We start from the raw sequence: 16,852 nt of genomic DNA on the forward strand, positions 1-16,852 counted from the left end.
CCGGTCCGCACGCAGCCCTGTAGACACCCGGCCCCACCCGGAGACGCCTCATGGCCGCCATCAACACGAGTCTCGCCGCCGAACTCGGCGTCGCGGAATGGCAGGTGAAGGCCGCCGTCGACCTGCTCGACGGCGGCGCGACGGTGCCGTTCATCGCGCGCTACCGCAAGGAGGTCACCGGCACCCTCGACGACACCCAGCTGCGCAATCTGGAGGAGCGTCTCGCCTACCTGCGCGATCTCGAAGCGCGCCGGGCGGCGGTGCTGGAGGCGATCGATGCCCAGGGCAAGCTCGAGGCCGGGCTGAAGGCGCGGATCCTGGCCGCCGACACCAAGGCCCGTCTGGAAGACCTCTACCTGCCGTTCAAGGTCAAGCGCCGGACGAAGGCGCAGCTCGCCCGCGAGGCCGGACTCGAACCCCTCGCCGACGCCGTGCTGGCCCGGCCCGACCTGTCTCCGGAGGCGGCGGCCCGGACCTACGTGGACGCGGCCAAGGGCGTGGCCGATGCCGAGGCCGCGCTGGAGGGGGCGCGTGCTATCCTGATCGAGCGTTTCAGCGAGGACCCGGAACTGGTCGGGAATCTGCGCGAGACCGGCTGGCTGCGCGGCCGGATGGTCGCCACGGTGAAGGCCGGCCAAGCGGCATCGGGCGAGAAATTCTCGGATTATTTCGACTTCTCGGAAGCCCTCGTGAAGCTGCCCTCGCATCGCATCCTCGCCCTGTTCCGGGGAGAGAAGGAAGAGGTGCTCGACCTCGCCATCGCGGATGCGGTCGGCGACACGCCGGCCAAGGGCCAGCCCGGATCGCAGGAACTTCGCATCGCGAAAGCTTTCGGCATCCGCGACCAGGGGCGGCCGGGCGACGCCTTTCTGATGGAGACGGTGCGGCGGGCCTGGCGCACCCGCCTGAAGCCCGCCACCGATACGGACCTGCGCGCCCGGCTCTGGGCCGTGGCGGAGGCCGGCGCCGTCTCGGTGTTCGCCGGCAACCTGCGCGACCTCCTGCTGGCCGCTCCGGCCGGCGCGCGCCCGACCCTCGGGCTCGATCCGGGTTTCCGCACCGGCGTGAAGGTCGCGGTGGTCGACGCCACCGGCAAGGTGATGGCCACCGACACCGTCTACCCGCACGAGCCGCGCCGCGACTGGAACGGCGCGCTGGTCGCCCTGGCCAAGCTCTGCCGGGCTCACAAGGTCGAGCTTGTCGCCATCGGCAACGGCACCGCCTCGCGCGAGACCGACAGGCTCGCCGCCGAACTCATCGCCAAGCAGCCGGACCTGACGCTCACCAAGGTGATGGTCTCGGAGGCCGGCGCCTCGGTCTACTCGGCCTCCGCCTATGCCAGCGCGGAACTGCCCGAGCTCGACGTCTCGATCCGTGGCGCGGTCTCCATTGCCCGGCGCCTGCAGGACCCGCTGGCCGAACTCGTCAAGATCGAGCCGAAGGCGATCGGCGTCGGCCAGTACCAGCACGATCTGGCCGAGGGGAAGCTGGCGCGCTCCCTCGACGCGGTGGTGGAGGATTGCGTGAACGGCGTCGGCGTCGACGTGAACACCGCGTCGGCGCCGCTCCTGGCCCGGGTCTCGGGCCTGACCGCGCGGGTCGCCTCCAACATCATCGTGCACCGGGATGCCAACGGTCCGTTCCGCAGCCGCGTCAGCCTGAAGAAGGTGGCGGGGCTCGGCCCCAAGGCCTACGAACTCGCCGCCGGCTTCCTGCGCATCCGCGACGGGAGCGACCCCCTCGACGCCTCGGGCGTCCACCCGGAGGCCTATCCGGTGGTGCGCCGCATTCTCACCGCCACCGGCCAGCCGATCCAGGCGCTGATCGGCAATGCGGGCGCCCTGCGCAGCCTGGACCCCCAACAATTCACCGACGCGACCTTCGGCCTGCCCACGGTCACCGACATCCTGTCGGAGCTGGAGAAGCCGGGCCGCGACCCGCGCCCGGCCTTCCGCACCGCGACCTTCCAGGAGGGCGTGGAAAAGATCTCCGACCTGAAGCCCGGCATGCGGCTGGAGGGCGTGGTCACCAACGTGGCGGCCTTCGGCGCTTTCGTGGATGTCGGCGTGCACCAGGACGGCCTGGTCCACATCTCGATGCTGGCCGACCGCTTCGTGAAGGACCCGCGCGACGTGGTGAAGCCCGGCGACGTCGTGCAGGTGCGGGTGGTCGAGGTCGATCCCAACCGCAAGCGCATCGCCCTCACCATGCGTTCGGACGAGCCCGGCGCGCCGCGCCGTGACGGGCGGGAGGCCGCCCCCGCGCGGGGACCGTCCTCGGCACCGCGGCCGTCCTCCGCACCGAGGCCGTCTTCGACGCCGAAGCCGGCGGCGACCCCCAAACCCGGCGGCGCTCCTGTGGAGCCCGGTGGCGCCCTTGTCGAACCCGGCGGCGCCCTGGCCGAGGCCCTGCGCCGGGCCGCTCTGGCGAAGGGGATGCCGAAGCGCTGAGCGGCCGGCAGCGCTGAACGGTCGACGGGAGGCCTGCCTCCCGCCGGTCGCTCCAAAGTCCTCCGTTTGTCGTGTCGGGATAACCGGTTTCCACTGATCCCTGACAAACTCTAGTGGAAGAACGGCAGCGCGTGCGGCGCGTAGAGGCCGAAACCCAGGAGGGCCAGGCCCGCGATGCCGAGGACCCCGCCACCGACCACCAGGGCGAAGATGCCGGTGATGACCTCGGCCGACGCGAGCACGATGCCGATCTGGAAGGCGGCCGAGGCGAACTCGTAATGGTGGTAGCGGTGGAGGGCGAGGTCGCGCACCTCCTGCGAGTGCCGCGCCTTCTCGGCCAGCTCCTTGCGGCCCTCGCCGGTGGCGGGTTCGCTGTCCCAGCGGGCCAGGGTCTTGGCCCACTCGGCGCGCTTGGCCTTCACCGCCTCGGAATTCGCGACGTCCGGCGGCAGCAGCGCCAGGGTCTCGTCGGCGGTCTTGAGGACGGTGCCCCGGATGGTGCGGGCCTGGAAATAAGCCCATTGGTTGGAGGCCTCGACGTTGGCCCCGAGGGCGTCGGTCTGGGCGCCCTTCGCCAGGGTCTCGGCAAGCGCCAGGAACAGCGCCAGCACCGAGATCAGCAGCGCCACGCGCTTGTTCGAACTTCCCCCCGCCCCGTGACCACCCGACATGCCGACCCCGCTGAGATTTGGACGGCGGCAGTCACACCCGATCGCGTCCGCGGGCGCAAGGCGATTTTTCGTCAGTTCGGAAACACGTGGCCGCCGATGATCCACAGGCCCACGGGGCTTCCGGCCGCGAAGCGGTTGGTGTCGGCGGCCTCCACCACCACGGTCTTGCCCTCGGGCCGGTCGACCTCGATGCGCTGGCGCCCCTGCGTCCGGTAGGACGAGCGCACGACGCCTTCGAGATGGACCTGATCGCCCTCGGCGAACTGGAGCTGCCAAGGCCGGGCGTAGAGCTTGATCGGACCGACCAGGCCCTCGGGCGCCCTGACCGGGGTGAGGCGGCCGTTGACCCGGACCTCGCCTCCTTGCGCGATTGCCTCGACCTCGATGGTGTCGCCGAGAAACTTCAGCACCGTGGCGGAGACCGGGGCCTCCTGCACCTCGTCGGGGGTGCCGACCTGCTCGAGGCGGCCTTTGTCGAGCACGGCGACGCGGTCGGATAGCTCCAGGGCCTCGTCCTGGTCGTGGGTGACGAAGATCGTGGTCTGGCCGGTGCGGTCGTGGATCTCGCGCAGCCAGCGGCGCAGGTCCTTTCGGACCTGGGCGTCGAGGGCGCCGAACGGCTCGTCGAGGAGAAGCACGCGCGGCTCCACCGCGAGCGCCCGGGCCAGCGCGATGCGCTGGCGCTGGCCGCCCGAGAGCTGGCTCGGATAGCGGTCGGCGAAGCCGGACAGCTTGATCAGGTCGAGCAGGTCGCCGACCCGGCGCTTGATCTCGGCCTTGGCCGGGCGCTCGGACCGCTTCCGGGCATTGAGGCCGTAGGCGATGTTCTCGGCGACGCTCATGTGCTTGAACAGGGCGTAGTGCTGGAACACGAAGCCCACCGCGCGCTGCTGCACGGGCAACCGCGTCGCGTCCTCGGCCCCGAAGACGATGCGGCCCGCATCGGGAAAGTCGAGGCCGGCGATGATGCGCAGCAGCGTGGTCTTGCCCGAGCCCGAGGGGCCGAGCAGGGCCAGCAGCTCGCCTGCCCGCACGTCCAGGGAGAAGTCGTGCAGCACCGCGGCCGTGTCGAAGGTCTTCGACAGCGCCTCGACCCGGATGGCGGTGGAGCCGCCCGCCCGCTCAGTGCCCACGGGCGCCTGCGGCGATCTCGTCGGCATAGCGCCATTCGAGGACGGATTTGACGCAGAGGGTGACGAGGGCGAGGCCGGCCAGGAGGGAGGCGACGGCGAAAGCGGCAACGAAGTTGTACTCATTGTAGAGGATCTCCACGTGGAGCGGCAGCGTGTTGGTGAGGCCCCGGATGTGGCCGGAGACCACCGAGACCGCACCGAACTCGCCCATCGCGCGGGCATTGCAGAGGAGCACGCTGTAGAGGAGGCCCCAGCGGATGTTGGGCAGCGTCACCGTCCGGAAGGCGTGCCAGCCGGAGGCTCCGAGGGTCAGGGCCGCTTCCTCCTCCGCCGTGCCCTGTTCCTGCATCAGGGGGATGAGCTGGCGGGCGACGAACGGGAAGGTGACGAAGATGGTCGCCAGCACGATGCCGGGCACCGCGAAGATGATCTGGATGTCGTGATCGAGCAGCCAGGGGCCGAGCAGCCCCTGCGCCCCGAAGACCAGCACGTAGATCAGGCCCGAGACCACGGGCGAGACCGAGAACGGCAGGTCGATCAGGGTCACCAGCAGGTTCTTGCCCCAGAACTCGAACTTGGCGATGGCCCAGGAGGCCATAATCCCGAAGACCAGGTTGAACGGCACCGCGATGGCGGCGGTCAGCAGGGTCAGCCGGATTGCCGCGTGGGCGTCGGCCTCGGTGAAGGCGGCCAGATACGCCTCAATCCCCTTGGCGAAGGCCTGGGCGAACACGGTGAGGAGCGGCAGCACCAGGAACAGGGCCAGGAACAGGATCGCGACGGCGATCAGCAGCCAGCGGATCCAGCGGCCCTCGGTGACGACGCTGGCCGGACGCGCCTCGGCCAGGGCGACGGGGGCGAAGGTCTCAGACATAGCCGAATCTCCGCCGGCTCCAGGCCTGGATCAGGTTGATGGCGAGCAGGGTGAGGAACGAGATGCCGAGCATGAGGGTGGCGATGGCGCAGGCGCCGCCGTAATCGTACTCGGACAGCTTGATGACGATGAGGAGGGGCGCGATCTCGGAGACGTAGGGCAGGTTCCCGGCGATGAAGATGATCGAGCCGTACTCGCCGACGCCGCGCGCGAAGGCGAGGGCGAATCCGGTGAGCACCGCCGGGATCAGCGGCGGCAGCACCACCCGCACCAGGGTGTGGACACGGCCCGCCCCGAGGGTGGCGGAGGCCTCCTCGATCTCCTTGTCGATCTCGGCGATCAGGGGCTGCACCGTGCGCACCGCGAAGGGCAGGCCGATGAACACCATGGCGATGTAGATGCCGACCGGCGTGTAGGCGGCCTCGATCCCGATCCGGGCGAGCTGCGCTCCGACGAGGCCGTTGGGCGCATAGAGGGCGGCCAGGGCGATGCCGGCGACGGCGGTCGGCAGCGCGAAGGGCAGGTCCACCACCGCGTCCACGATCTTGCGGCCCGGAAAGCGATAGCGCGTCAGCACCCAGGCGATGAGGAAGCCGAACACCGAGGCGGTGAGAGCGGCCAGCAGAGAGACGCCGAAGCTGACGCGCAGCGCGCTGGCGACACGCGGGTCAGTGGCGACCTCCCAGATTCCCGAAAGCCCGAGCCCCGAGGCGCGCGTCACCAGGGCCGCCAACGGCAGCAGCACGATCAGGCCGAGGCAGGTCAGGGTGTAGCCGAAGGCGAGCCCGAAACCGGGGATCACGCTCGGGCGGAGGAAGCGCCGCTTCGCCCGGGTGGGCGGGTTGGCGCGCGGGGGCGGGGCCATGGCGGTGTCCTGCTCAAGTCTCGGGCCCCGCCCGGGCGGGGGCGGGGATCAGGTCGCGGCGGCTCAGCGCCCCGCCTTGCTCAACTGGTCGAACAGGCCCCCGTTGTCGAAATTCTTCTTCTGGATCGCGTCCCAGTCGCCCTGCAGGTCCTCAATCTTGAACAGCTTCAGCTCGGGCAGCTGCGCCAGATCCTCGGGCTTCGCGGCCGCCCGGTTCAACGGACGATAATGGTGCTTGGCGAAGATGGCCTGGGCCTGGTCGGAATAGAGGAACTGAAGATAAGCCTCGGCCTGCTTGCGGGTTCCCTTCTTGTCGACGTTCGCATCGACCAGGGCGACCGGCGGTTCGGCGTAGATCGAGGTCGGCGGCACCACCACATCGAACTTGTCGCGGCCGAACTCCTCGAACACCAGGTAGGCCTCGTTCTCCCAGGTCGGCAGCACGTCGCCGAGGCCCCGCTGGGCGAAGGTCACGGTGGAGCCGCGGGCGCCGGTGTCGAGCACGGGGACGTTCTTGTAGACCTCGCCCACGAAGGCGTTGGCCTTGTCGGCGTTCTTGCCCTCTTTTTCGTAGGCGTAGCCCCAGGCCGCGAGGAAGTTCCAGCGGCCGCCCGCGGAGGTCTTCGGGTTCGGGGTGATGACCTTGATGTCGGGCTTCACGAGGTCGCCCCAGTCCTTCACGGCCTTCGGGTTGCCCTTCCGCACGAGGAACACCACGGTCGAGGTGTAGGGCAGGCCCTGGTTCGGCAGCTTGGTGCGCCAGTCCGCCGGGATCTTCTTCGAGATGCGGCTGATGGCGTCGATGTCGGAGGGGATGCCGAGTGTGACCACGTCGGCCGGAATGCCGTCGATCACCGTGCGGGCCTGCGAGCCCGAGCCGCCATGCGCTGCGCGCACCGTGACGGTCTCGCCGGTCTTGGCCTTCCACGCCTCGCTGAACGCCGCGTTGATCTCGCGATAGAGTTCGCGCGTGGGATCGTAGGAGACGTTCAGCAGCTCGGTCTGGGCACACGCGAGGGTGGGCGCGAGCACGGCCGCGGCGAGGCCGGCGCCGAGCAGGACCGCGTGGCGCCGGGTGCGTCCGGTGGTCCGGGAAGGGGTCTCGCTCACGGGAATCTCCGAAATCTGCTGGTACGGCCCGACCTGGAGCGGTGACGCGACCCAGGCCAGACGACGCTGGTTTCGTTCGTTTTAACGAACGTTGTCAAGCGCTGCGGTGCGGCAGGAAAGAGGATCGGGAACAGAATTGTTCCGCCGGCCTCGCGCTGCTCGCTGAGCAATTTCCCGAAAAGGAAAGGTCCCTCTCGACTGGCCTCCGGTGCGAGAAGAAAATGCTACCTTGACGGGGGTTCTATAGAAAGGACGTTTTTTCGATCAACGTCGCGCAGAGCGGATCGCCGGAAAGCCCCGGTCGGGCCGGAACCGTCCGAGGACGCGAGGGCAGAGCCTGCTCGTGGGAAAGCCCGGTGCCGGAGCCATGCTCCAGACGGCGCCCGGGCGCGAATCCGTGACAGCCTCGGTCAAACGGAGGCGGCGCGAATCAGCCTACGGCCGAGGAAGGCCCCCGGTCGACGGTGTTCGGATTGTGCGGCGTGGGGAGGGGCCGGCTTGTGGGCGGGTGACGAACGGGCGCGAAGCGGGCCGGGTGCGGGGCCCCGGCGCGAGCCGGTCGCGCGTTCAGTCGGCCGCGACGGCGATGAGCGAGAACAGGGACGCCAGCAGAATGTTGCCGACGACGACGAGAGCGAGCGTGATCATGGATCTGCTTTGCGTACGAGCGCGGCGGAGTGCAGGCGCTCATCTGATGCAGGGTCCCTAGCCGTTCCTGCCTGAACTGTCCGTGAATTCCCGCACCCGCAGGGGAAACATCCGGAAACGCGGTAAACCCGTCACACCCGATCCGGCCGGGGTTTCGGGGCAGAGCTGGTTCGGGGCAGGGCTGGTTCGGTCGAGGTTCTCTGGGGGGCAGCCCTCAGCCCTTTGCCTTCCCGAGGCGAGCGATCAGTGCTTCCAGGCGGGTGCCCGGCGGGTCCGCCAGCATGCCGGCGTAGAAGGTCCGCAGGCTCTGGCCGAGATGGCGCCGGATGCCGGGGCTGAGCGACGGGGCGGCGGCCCGCGCAGCCTCCGGGGCGGGAGAGCCCTCGCTTCGGGTCTTGGGCATGGATCGCACCCCGGACATCTGCGGCTCGCATCCTGTCGAAGCCAAGGAAGGCCTCCGCGGCGGACGGCCGACGCGTGACCATGCCAGGGATCGGTTAAGGATACGCTCATGCAGAGGTCGGGCCGCAGAGATCGGGCCGTACAGGCCAGGCCGCGCAGATCGAGCCGCGCCCTGCGCGGGACCACGCCGCCGAGGGTTGTCAACTCCCTAAGCTAAAGCGTGGGTGTTAAAAAAAAGCTCCGCGCTTGGCCTCACGGGGAAACGGCGCGCGCACAACGACTTGGCCGCTCGCAGGCGGTTCGTCGCAATGCGGAAACGGCTAACGGAGGGTTTCAGGTTGTGGACGAATCTGCCGGGATTCGCTTACAACATCCAAGCTCACGGCGCCGCAGAGTGGTTGTTTCTCGAACTCCCGCAACCAACACCGGGAATTATATTTGGCATGCAGAATATTACCATTACCGAACGAGAACGTGATGCTGTATTAGCTGCGCTCCGCTATTACCAATTCTATCGGTTGCAGGGTCATCCCTTCAGCCCTCACCAGGATCACTTGATCGATGCAATCGCCAGCGGTTCCGGCGAGGCCCTCGATCTCGCTGAGATCGACGATCTCTGCGCCGGCCTGAACGGCAACGACCACGCTCTCGCGTCCCTCGCCAGCGCCTGACGCCCGCTTGGTTGGCCAAGACGCCCGCTTGGCCAAGGGCGCTTCGGACGCCGACCTGCACGCCACACGCGCCGGCCCCGGATGGTGGGGCCAGCGCCCACCGGATCAGCCCGAGCGGAGGTCCGTCGGGCCGATCCAAGACCTGAGACGCCAGAAACTCCTGAGATCCTAGATCCCTCAGAGACCGTCCGGCCTCAGGGCGCGGTGTCCACCTGCTTCTGGGCCCGATCGACCGCCGCGGCGCAGGCCTGGGCATCGCCCTTCTGGTCGGCCGTCCGCGCCTCGTCGAGGGCCACCTTCGCCTGCATCGCCTTGTCGCCGCCCTGACCGGCCTCAGCCGATTTCTCGGGCGGTGCGGCCTCCGCCGAGGCGCTGCCACCGCTTCCGGTGACGCCCTGTCCGGCGCGGGCGCTGGCCGCGGCCTTGCCGCTGGTATTGGCCGAGATCGCCTCCTTCGCCAGATCCTTCACGGGTCCTTCGAGCTTGGCGATCCGGTCGCCGCACGGCGTGGCGAGGGCCGGCGCCACACCCGTGGCGAGAAACCCGGCGGCCAGAGCCCCGCTGGCGAGAAACCCGGCGGCAAGCCTCACGAAACGCGTCATCGATTGCTGTCCTTGATTCGGTGAGGAAGGCCGGCCCTGAGAGGGCCGCACCCTGTCGGGTTCAACCGTCCGAAACGGACCCGGGCTCCCTCAAACCATGGGAAAACCGCGCGACGGGGCGTCGGACGGGGCCATTGGGTCTGCGGTTCGGGGCACACACAGGAAAACCCCGGCGCATAAAAACCTATGCGCATGAAAAAGCCCCCGGCCCGGGGGACCGGGCCGGGGGCTGCGCCGTCACGGCGATGCGTGGCGGCGATGCGTGGCGGCGATGCGTGGCGGCGATGCGTGGCGGCGATGCGTGGCGGCGATGCGTGGCGGCGATGCGTGGCGGCGATGCGTGGTGATGTTTCCCGGCGCGATCAGGCGCTCAGCTGGTCGCGAATCGGCAATTGCCGGATGCGCCGGCCGGTGGCGGCGAAGATCGCGTTGGCGATCGCCGGGGCCACGGGCGGCACACCGGGCTCGCCGACGCCGCCGAGGGGGCGGCTGTAGTCCGGGTTCGGCAGCAGGTGCACGTGGATCTCCTTCGGCGCCGCATCGATGCGGGTGATCTCGTAGCCGTCGAAGTTGTTCTGCTGCGCGCGTCCATCCTTGAAGGTGATCTCGGCCGAGAGCGCGAGGCCCATGCCCATGACGACCGCGCCCTCCATCTGCGAACGGATCCGCTCCGGATTGACCTGCGGCCCGCAATCGACGGCGATGTCGACGCGCTTGACCTGCACCTCGCCCTTCGGGCCGACCGCCACCTCCGCCGCCACCGCCGTGTGGGTGACGAAGCTGTAATGGCCGGCGATGCCGAGGCCGGTGCCCTTCTCCATCTTGCGGCCCCAGCCGATGCCCTTGGCGGCGGCCTCGATGACCTTGCGCAGGCGCGCCGTCTCGATCGGGTAGCGGGCCGGGTCCTCGCCGTAGTTCCAGACGTCGCTGATGCTCGTCGGGTCGATGACGCGGTCGGGACCGATCAGCGCCAGCAGGTACTCCTTCGGGTCCCGTCCCGCCGCGTGAGCGAGTTCGGACACGAAGGACTGGATCGCGAAGGCGTGCGGAATGTTCGAGACCGAGCGGAACCAGCCGATGCGTACGTGGGCGTCCGCCGCCGGGTTCTCGAGGCGGATGTTGGGCACGGCGAACGGCGTGTTGGTCAGGCCCATGCCGAGCTCGAACGGCAGCTCGTGCTTCGGATCGGGGGCGAAGATCGACCCGATGGTGGGCGCCGCCGAGCGGTGCAGCCAGGCGATCGGCATGCCCTTGTCGTCGAGCCCGGCCTCCAGCCGCTCCACCGAGATGGTGTGATAGTAGCCGTGGTGGAGGTCGTCCTCGCGGGTCCAGATCAGCTTGACCGGCGCGCCGTCCACGGCCTGGCTGCACAGGGCCGCTTCCAGCACGTAATCGGGCTTCGACTTGCGGCCGAAGCCGCCGCCGAGCAGCGTCACGTGGACCTTCACCTTGTCGGCGGGGAGGTTCAGCTTCTTGGCGAGGCGGTCATGGGTCGCCTGGGGCGCCTGGGTGTTGGCCCAGGCTTCGCAGAACCCGTCCTTGATCCGCACGGTGGCGGCCGGCGGCTCCATCGGAGCCTGGACGAGGTGGGGCACGAAGTACTCGGCCTCGAGCTTCGTCTTGGCCTTGGCCATGGCGCCGGCGACGTCGCCCTGGTCGCGCACGACCTTGCCGGGCGCCCGCGCCGCCTTTTCCAGCTCGCCCCGGAAGGCGACGGAATCGTAGGAGGCGTTCGGGCCGTCGTCCCAGGTGATCTTGAGGGCCTCGCGAGCCTTCATCGCCGCCCAGGTGTTTTTCGCAATCACCGCCACGCCGCCGATCGGCTGGAACTCGGACGGGATCTCGGGGGCGTCGATCTTGAAGATCTTGACGACGCCCGCGACCTTCTTGGCCTCGCTGTCGTCGAAGTTCACCACTTTGCCGCCGTAGACGGGCGGGCGGGCGATGAGGCCGTAGAGCATTCCGTCGAGGCGGGTGTCGATGCCGTACATCGCCGTGCCGACGGTGAAGTCGTGGTTGTCGATCAGGCCGATCTTGCCCTTGCCGATGTAGCGGAAAGCGTCCTGCTTCTTGAGCACGACGCTCTCGCGGGCTGGCACCGGGAGATCGGCGGCGGCGGCGGCGATCTCGCCGTAGCTCACGGTGCGCTTCGACTTGGCGTGGGTGACGACCGAGTTCTCGGCCTTCACCTCGCCTGCAGGCACGCCCCACTGCTTGGCGGCGGCCTGGACCAGCATGGCGCGGGCCGCGGCGCCGGCATGGCGCAGGTGCGGGAAGAAGTGGCGCAGCGAGCGCGAGCCGTCGGTGTCCTGGTTGCCGAAGCGGGTCTCGTCACCCCAGGCCTGCGCGACCTTCACCTTCGCCCAGTCGGCTTCCAGCTCGTCGGCCACCACCAGAGCGATGGAGGTGCGGACACCCTGGCCCATCTCCGAGCGATGGCAGGTCACCGTCACGGTGCCGTCGGGCGCGATGGCGATGAAGACCTTCGGGTCGTCCTGCCAGCCATGCGGCATGGCATCGGCGCCATATTTCTTGGGCTCGTCCTTCTTGTCCTCGGCCTGGGCCGGCTCACGCCAGGACAGGGCGAGCACCAGGGCGCCCATGCCACCGAGCATGGCGCGACGGCTGACATTGGCGAGGACGCTGGGACCGGACACGGTCTCGGCGGGGGCGAGGTCGGTCGGCGCGGTGGCGCGGTCCGCCATGGTCTGAGCTTCGTGGATCACAGGCGCTCTCCCTTATTCGCGGCGGGCTTCTGGCCGGCACCGGACGTTTGACCGGCACCGGACGGTTGGCCGGCAGCCTGGTGAATCGCGGCGCGGATGCGCGGATAGGTGCCGCAGCGGCACAGGTTTCCGCTCATCGCCTCGTCGATCTGCGCATCGGTGGGCTTCGGGGTGTCGGTCAGGAGCGAGGCGGCCTGCATCATCTGCCCGCACTGGCAGTAGCCGCATTGCGACACGTTGAGGTCGCGCCAGGCGACCTGGACCGGATGGTTGCCGTCGGGGGACAAGCCCTCGATGGTGACGACGGCCTGCCCCTCGGCGGCCGAGACGGGGGTGACGCAGCCGCGCACGGCGGTACCGCCCACGTGGATGGTGCAGGCGCCGCACAGGGCCTGCCCGCAGCCGAACTTGGTTCCGGTGAGCCCGACCTCATCGCGCAGATACCACAGCAGCGGCATGTCGGGATCGCCGTCGAAGCTGCGTTCAGCTCCGTTCACGGTCAGTTTGATCATCGGTGTATCCTGTCATGGATCAGGCCACGGGCCGGTGGGGATCGGCGTCACGCCAATCCGTCAACCGGCGGGAAGCCGTCAGGGTCACATGTCGGGCGTCGGGTGAGGCGACATCGGCCGCCGTCCCGCAGAAGAGTCCTGAGATGCGGCGGCGGATCCGGCTGCTCGATCACGAGAGCCGTCGCAGCGCGCGAAGCGCCCACGCCCCGCACCTCGGAATGAATACAATTAAACGCTGGGGCTGTTGCAGCGCAACCGGACGGAGGCGTCGTCATCCGTCTCGGATTCGGTGATCCGCCCCGCATGTGCCGTTGCGCACGGTGTGAAGACAGGGGCGTGATCCGAGGGCCGGTCCCGGATGTTGTCTCGTCCGGCTTGCGCCCCGATCGCGAAAAACCGACGGGCCTCGGTAAAATCCGGCTCATGTCCCGGTGTCAGGTCTCGACCAGCCCGGAACTCGATCCCGACGCCTCGGAATCGCCCGCCCCATGCGGCAGGGCCAGATAGTCCGACGAGCGCATCTCGATCAGGCGCGACACGGTGCGGTCGAACTCGAAGGCCTCGCGCCCCTCGGTGGCGGTGTAAAGGTCGTGCGGCTCGGCCGCCGCCGAGGCGATGAGCTTCACATGCGCGTCGTAGAGGGTGTCCACCAGGGTGATGAAGCGCTTGGCCTCGTTGCGGTTGTCCGGCCCCATCACGGGGATGTCGGAGAGGATGACCGTGTGGAAGGCGCGGGCCACCGCCATGTAGTCGGAGGCGCCGAGGGGCAGGGCGCAGAGATCCGCGAAGCCGAAGCGGGCGACGCCGCCGGTCTCCTCGGGCACGGCGACGTCGTGGCCCTTCACCCGCAAGGTGGCGGGGCGGCCCTTCGCCTTGCCGGTGAGGCCCTTGAAGGCGGCTGCCAGGGCCGCCCCCGCCTCGGCATCCGCCGGCACGTGATAGACCGAGGCGCCGCCGAGCTTTTCCAGGCGGAAATCCGTGCGGGAATCGAGGCGCAGCACCTCGACCCGCTCCTGGAGCTCGGCAATGAAGGGCAGGAACAGGGCGCGGTTGAGCCCACCCTCGTAGAGCCGGTCGGGCTCGACGTTGGAGGTCGCCACCACGGTGACGCCGCGCTTGAACAGGGCGCCGAACAGGCGGCCCAGGATCATCGCGTCGGCGATGTCGGTGACGGTGAACTCGTCGAAGCAGAGCAGGGTCGCTTCGTCGGCCAGGGCATCGGCCACCACGGGAATCGGGTCGTCGCCCTTGGCCGTGCCGGCCTTGAGGGCCTGGCGATGGGCATGGATGCGCTCATGCGCGTCGGCGAGGAAGCCATGGAAATGCACCCGGCGCTTCGGCTCCGGGGCGGCTTCGTGGAACAGGTCCATCAACATGGTCTTGCCGCGCCCGACCGAGCCCCAGATGTAGAGCCCCTTCGGCGGCGTCGCGGCGTCGTCCCGGCGTCCGAACAGCCAGCCGAGCGCGCTGCCCTTGCGGGCGCGCTTGCGCCGGCCGAGTTCCAGAACCAGCCGGTCGAGGGCGCGCACGAGGTGGACCTGCGCGGGATCGCGCTCGATGGACCCCGCGTGCACCAGCGCCTCGTAGCGGTCGGAGACCGGACCGGGGGACACGGCGCCGGCGATGGCCTGGTTCGACGGCCTCGGACCGGATGAGGAGGGGGCGTTCACGGTGCAGTCGACCTGTTCGCGGAGAGATCGGAATCGGGAGACGGGCGGCCGGTGGAATCGCATGCCCGGCGGTCTGCCGGTCTGACGCGGCCCTTCAGCCGGATCAAGCCCCGACAGGGTTATGCCTCGACCAGGGTATGGCCCACCCGGGGGACGGCGCCGGACGCACGGCAGCGGGGCGTTTTGCTGCATTGCACAAACGTGGCCGCGATGCCACATCGACGGAGCCTTGAGGGAGGCTACGCCCGGACCCGGCGCGCCCTGCGCGCCCCGAACCCGGAGACCGGCAACCGATGCCTGAGACGCGTCCGACCTTCCAACCGATCATCCGTCGCCTGTGGCCCAACGATGGCCCGGCGGTGGAAGCTTATTTCCTGCGGCTCGACCCTGAGACCCGCGCCAACCGCTTCATGGGGGCCCTGAGCGACACGGCCGCCCTCCGCTATGCCCGCACCGCCATGAGTGCCGAGGGCCTGATGTTCGGTGGCTTCGTCGACGGCACCCTGCGGGGGCTCGGCGAGTTGCGCCCTGCCTCCGCCCCGCCGCCCGGCTTCGTCCTCGGCGCGGAGGCGGAGGCCGCCTTCGCGGTGGAGACGCCGTTCCGCCGCAACGGCCTCGGCCAGGCCCTGTTCCGCCGCATCGCCGCCGCTGCCCGCAATCGCGGCGTCCGCGACCTGCACGTGCGCTGCCTGGCCTGGAACCGGCCGATGCAGGGCCTGGCCAACAAGGTCGGGGCGGACCTGCGCATCACCGGCGGCGAGGCGGACGGCGCCCTGCATCTGCCACGTCCGACTCCGGTCTCCCTGTGGCAGGAGGGCGTGACCGAGGCGGTCGATTTCACCCTGGCTCTCACGGCGGCGTGAGCGCGGGCTTTCCCGGACGCGGGCCGCGGAGTATCGAGAGACGAGGGTATCAAAGGACAACGAAGCCGCCGGGCTGGTTCGACCGACGGCCGGGAGGTCACCCACGATGACGGATGGATCTCGATGACCGATGCCTCTCGCCAAAGCCTTTTCGCCCTCATCGTCTGCGCCGCGCTCCTCGTCTGCGCCGCGCTCCTCGTCTGCGCCGCGCTCCTGCCGGGGGCAGCCTCGGCGCAGACGCGCCCCGACGTCACCGCCATGACCTGCGCCGAGGCCTCGGCGCTGGTCACGCGGGCCGGCGCCATCGTGCTGACCACGGGGCCGATCACCTATTCGCGCTTCGTGCGCGATGTCGGGTTCTGTCCTCTGCCGGAAACGACGCGCCCCTCCTGGGAGATGACGCGCGACGATCCGAAATGCTTCGTCGGCTACGTCTGCCGCGACAAGTTCAACGAGGGGCAGAGCCGCGACTGATCCACCGGCTCGAGGATCCCTCGAGATGGGGATCGTGGGTCAGGCCTGTGTCTCCACCCCCGCAAAGGCTTAAGGCCAAGCTGCCTTGTTGTCGCCCTGCGCCCTGCCGATGCTCGGCACAGAGACATCGCCCCCGAGAGGCCGAGCGCCCAACGAGAGGTCGAGTCCCCAGGGGCCGAGTCATGAACCAGCTCGAGATGAGTCTTCTCACGAACGCATCGGGGCTGCCCGTCGGCGTAACGAGCCGCCCGGCCGAAGTGTTGCTCGAACGTTCGGTGGCCGATGCTTTGCGGATCATCGCGGCGGCCTGCGCCGAGCGGAACGCAGCGCCGGTCAAGGCTGCCCGGCGCCAGCTCGCGGAAGTCTACGGCGCGACCCGTCTCAGCCGCCGGCGCGAACGCCAGGGCGCCTCGGCCTGACCGCTGTCACCGCGCCGGGCGCTCGGCCAGCCAGATGGTGTGGCGCGCGCCCCGCGACCGCCCGGCCCGGACGCCGACCGTCTCCACCCGGAAGCCGCCGCGCGCGAGGCGCTGGGTGAAGGCCGGGTCGGGATGGGCCGACCACACCGCCAACACGCCGCCGGGGCGCAGGGCCGCCCGCGCCGCCGCGAGACCCGCGGCGTCGTAGAGCCGGTCGTTGGCGCTGCGGGTCAGGCCGTCGGGGCCGTTGTCGACGTCGAGCAGGATGGCGTCGTAGGCGCCGCGCCCGGCCCGGATCACCTCCGAGACATCGGCCACCCGCGCTTCGACCCGCGGGTCCGCCAAGGCTTCGGAGGAGATGGGCGCCAGCGGGCCGCGCCCCCAATCCAGCACGGCGGGCACCAGTTCGGCCATCACGATCCGGGCCTTCGCGTCGAGGGTGTCGAGGGCGGCCCGCAGCGTAAAGCCCATGCCGTAGCCGCCGATCAGCCAGCACGGATTCGCCCGGATGCCCAGGCGTTCGCCGGTCAAGGTCGCCAGCGCCTCCTCCGAACCGCTGAGCCGGCTGTTCATCAGCTCGTTGGGGCCGAGCTGGATCGAGAACTCGGTGCCTCGCTGCCGCAGGCGCAGAGGCTCCGATCCGCCGGGCACGGGGGCGGTGTCGAGGACGACCCAGGGAATCATGGGCGGGGCCCGGCGATGAAGACGGTCATGCCATCCCGCTAGCACGGGCCGTGCGCCGGATCACGCCGGGGCCATCCT

At 69.7% G+C, this 16,852-nt stretch carries 16 protein-coding genes; 5 read left to right on the top strand and 11 right to left on the bottom strand.

Going from position 1 to position 16,852, the window contains the following annotated elements; translation table 11 throughout:
* Positions 1-50: 50 nt before the first annotated feature.
* The gene (locus ASF60_RS17160) at positions 51-2,450 is read left to right on the top strand and encodes a Tex family protein (RefSeq protein ID WP_056187643.1); all 2,400 of its coding nucleotides are present in this window, start codon (positions 51-53) and stop codon (positions 2,448-2,450) included.
* 110 nt (positions 2,451-2,560) lie between these two features.
* On the opposite strand, the gene ASF60_RS17165 is transcribed toward ASF60_RS17160, so the two are convergent.
* The 6 genes from ASF60_RS17165 to ASF60_RS17190 form a co-directional block, all read right to left on the bottom strand.
* Positions 2,561-3,121: a DUF4337 domain-containing protein gene (locus tag ASF60_RS17165; RefSeq protein ID WP_056187647.1), complete on the bottom strand. Its 561-nt coding sequence runs from the start codon at positions 3,119-3,121 to the stop codon at positions 2,561-2,563.
* 71 nt (positions 3,122-3,192) lie between these two features.
* A complete protein-coding gene (locus tag ASF60_RS17170; RefSeq protein WP_056187650.1) occupies positions 3,193-4,281 on the bottom strand; it encodes a sulfate/molybdate ABC transporter ATP-binding protein in 1,089 nt (362 codons plus the stop codon).
* Positions 4,244-5,128, bottom strand: coding sequence for a sulfate ABC transporter permease subunit CysW (gene cysW / locus ASF60_RS17175; protein ID WP_056187653.1), 885 nt, complete (start codon positions 5,126-5,128; stop codon positions 4,244-4,246). Before cysW ends, ASF60_RS17170 begins: the two co-directional genes overlap by 38 nt.
* Positions 5,121-5,993, bottom strand: coding sequence for a sulfate ABC transporter permease subunit CysT (gene cysT, locus ASF60_RS17180; RefSeq protein WP_056187656.1), 873 nt, complete (start codon positions 5,991-5,993; stop codon positions 5,121-5,123). The genes cysW and cysT overlap by 8 nt, the downstream gene beginning before the upstream one ends.
* 63 nt (positions 5,994-6,056) lie before the next feature.
* Positions 6,057-7,103, bottom strand: coding sequence for a sulfate ABC transporter substrate-binding protein (locus ASF60_RS17185; RefSeq protein WP_056187659.1), 1,047 nt, complete (start codon positions 7,101-7,103; stop codon positions 6,057-6,059).
* Positions 7,104-7,965: 862 nt separating this feature from the next.
* Positions 7,966-8,154: a hypothetical protein gene (locus ASF60_RS17190; protein ID WP_056188045.1), complete on the bottom strand. Its 189-nt coding sequence runs from the start codon at positions 8,152-8,154 to the stop codon at positions 7,966-7,968.
* A gap of 442 nt (positions 8,155-8,596) precedes the next feature.
* Here ASF60_RS17190 and ASF60_RS17195 point away from each other — a divergent pair, with 442 nt between their 5' ends.
* Entirely contained in the window at positions 8,597-8,824 is a 228-nt protein-coding gene (locus tag ASF60_RS17195) for a hypothetical protein (RefSeq protein ID WP_056187662.1), read from the top strand.
* A 194-nt stretch (positions 8,825-9,018) separates the two neighbouring features.
* Here the strand turns inward: ASF60_RS17195 and ASF60_RS17200 are convergent, their stop codons facing one another.
* The 4 genes from ASF60_RS17200 to zapE form a co-directional block, all read right to left on the bottom strand.
* Positions 9,019-9,426, bottom strand: a complete 408-nt coding sequence (locus ASF60_RS17200) for a hypothetical protein (RefSeq protein ID WP_056187665.1) — start codon at positions 9,424-9,426, stop codon at positions 9,019-9,021.
* A 362-nt stretch (positions 9,427-9,788) separates the two neighbouring features.
* Complete coding sequence (locus ASF60_RS17205) at positions 9,789-12,152, bottom strand: xanthine dehydrogenase family protein molybdopterin-binding subunit (protein ID WP_056187668.1); 2,364 nt, start codon at positions 12,150-12,152, stop codon at positions 9,789-9,791.
* Positions 12,149-12,664, bottom strand: a complete 516-nt coding sequence (locus tag ASF60_RS17210) for a (2Fe-2S)-binding protein (RefSeq protein ID WP_056187671.1) — start codon at positions 12,662-12,664, stop codon at positions 12,149-12,151. The genes ASF60_RS17205 and ASF60_RS17210 overlap by 4 nt, the downstream gene beginning before the upstream one ends.
* A 434-nt stretch (positions 12,665-13,098) precedes the next feature.
* Positions 13,099-14,289, bottom strand: a complete 1,191-nt coding sequence (zapE, locus tag ASF60_RS17215; protein WP_056188047.1) for a cell division protein ZapE — start codon at positions 14,287-14,289, stop codon at positions 13,099-13,101.
* Between the two features lie 338 nt (positions 14,290-14,627).
* Between zapE and ASF60_RS17220 the strand changes: the two genes are divergently transcribed.
* The 3 genes from ASF60_RS17220 to ASF60_RS17230 all read left to right on the top strand — a co-directional run bounded on the left by ASF60_RS17220 (position 14,628) and on the right by ASF60_RS17230 (position 16,090).
* Positions 14,628-15,197, top strand: coding sequence for a GNAT family N-acetyltransferase (locus ASF60_RS17220; protein ID WP_056187674.1), 570 nt, complete (start codon positions 14,628-14,630; stop codon positions 15,195-15,197).
* A 123-nt stretch (positions 15,198-15,320) separates the two neighbouring features.
* The gene (locus ASF60_RS17225; protein ID WP_056187677.1) at positions 15,321-15,671 is read left to right on the top strand and encodes a hypothetical protein; all 351 of its coding nucleotides are present in this window, start codon (positions 15,321-15,323) and stop codon (positions 15,669-15,671) included.
* 197 nt (positions 15,672-15,868) lie between these two features.
* The gene (locus ASF60_RS17230) at positions 15,869-16,090 is read left to right on the top strand and encodes a hypothetical protein (RefSeq protein ID WP_056188050.1); all 222 of its coding nucleotides are present in this window, start codon (positions 15,869-15,871) and stop codon (positions 16,088-16,090) included.
* A 6-nt stretch (positions 16,091-16,096) separates the two neighbouring features.
* Here the strand turns inward: ASF60_RS17230 and ASF60_RS17235 are convergent, their stop codons facing one another.
* Positions 16,097-16,774 carry a spermidine synthase gene (locus ASF60_RS17235; RefSeq protein ID WP_056187680.1) on the bottom strand — a complete coding sequence of 226 codons (678 nt, stop codon included), beginning with the start codon at positions 16,772-16,774 and terminating at the stop codon, positions 16,097-16,099.
* Positions 16,775-16,852: the final 78 nt, after the last annotated feature.

Source organism: Methylobacterium sp. Leaf113, from assembly GCF_001423325.1.
Taxonomy (GTDB): Bacteria; Pseudomonadota; Alphaproteobacteria; order Rhizobiales; family Beijerinckiaceae; genus Methylobacterium.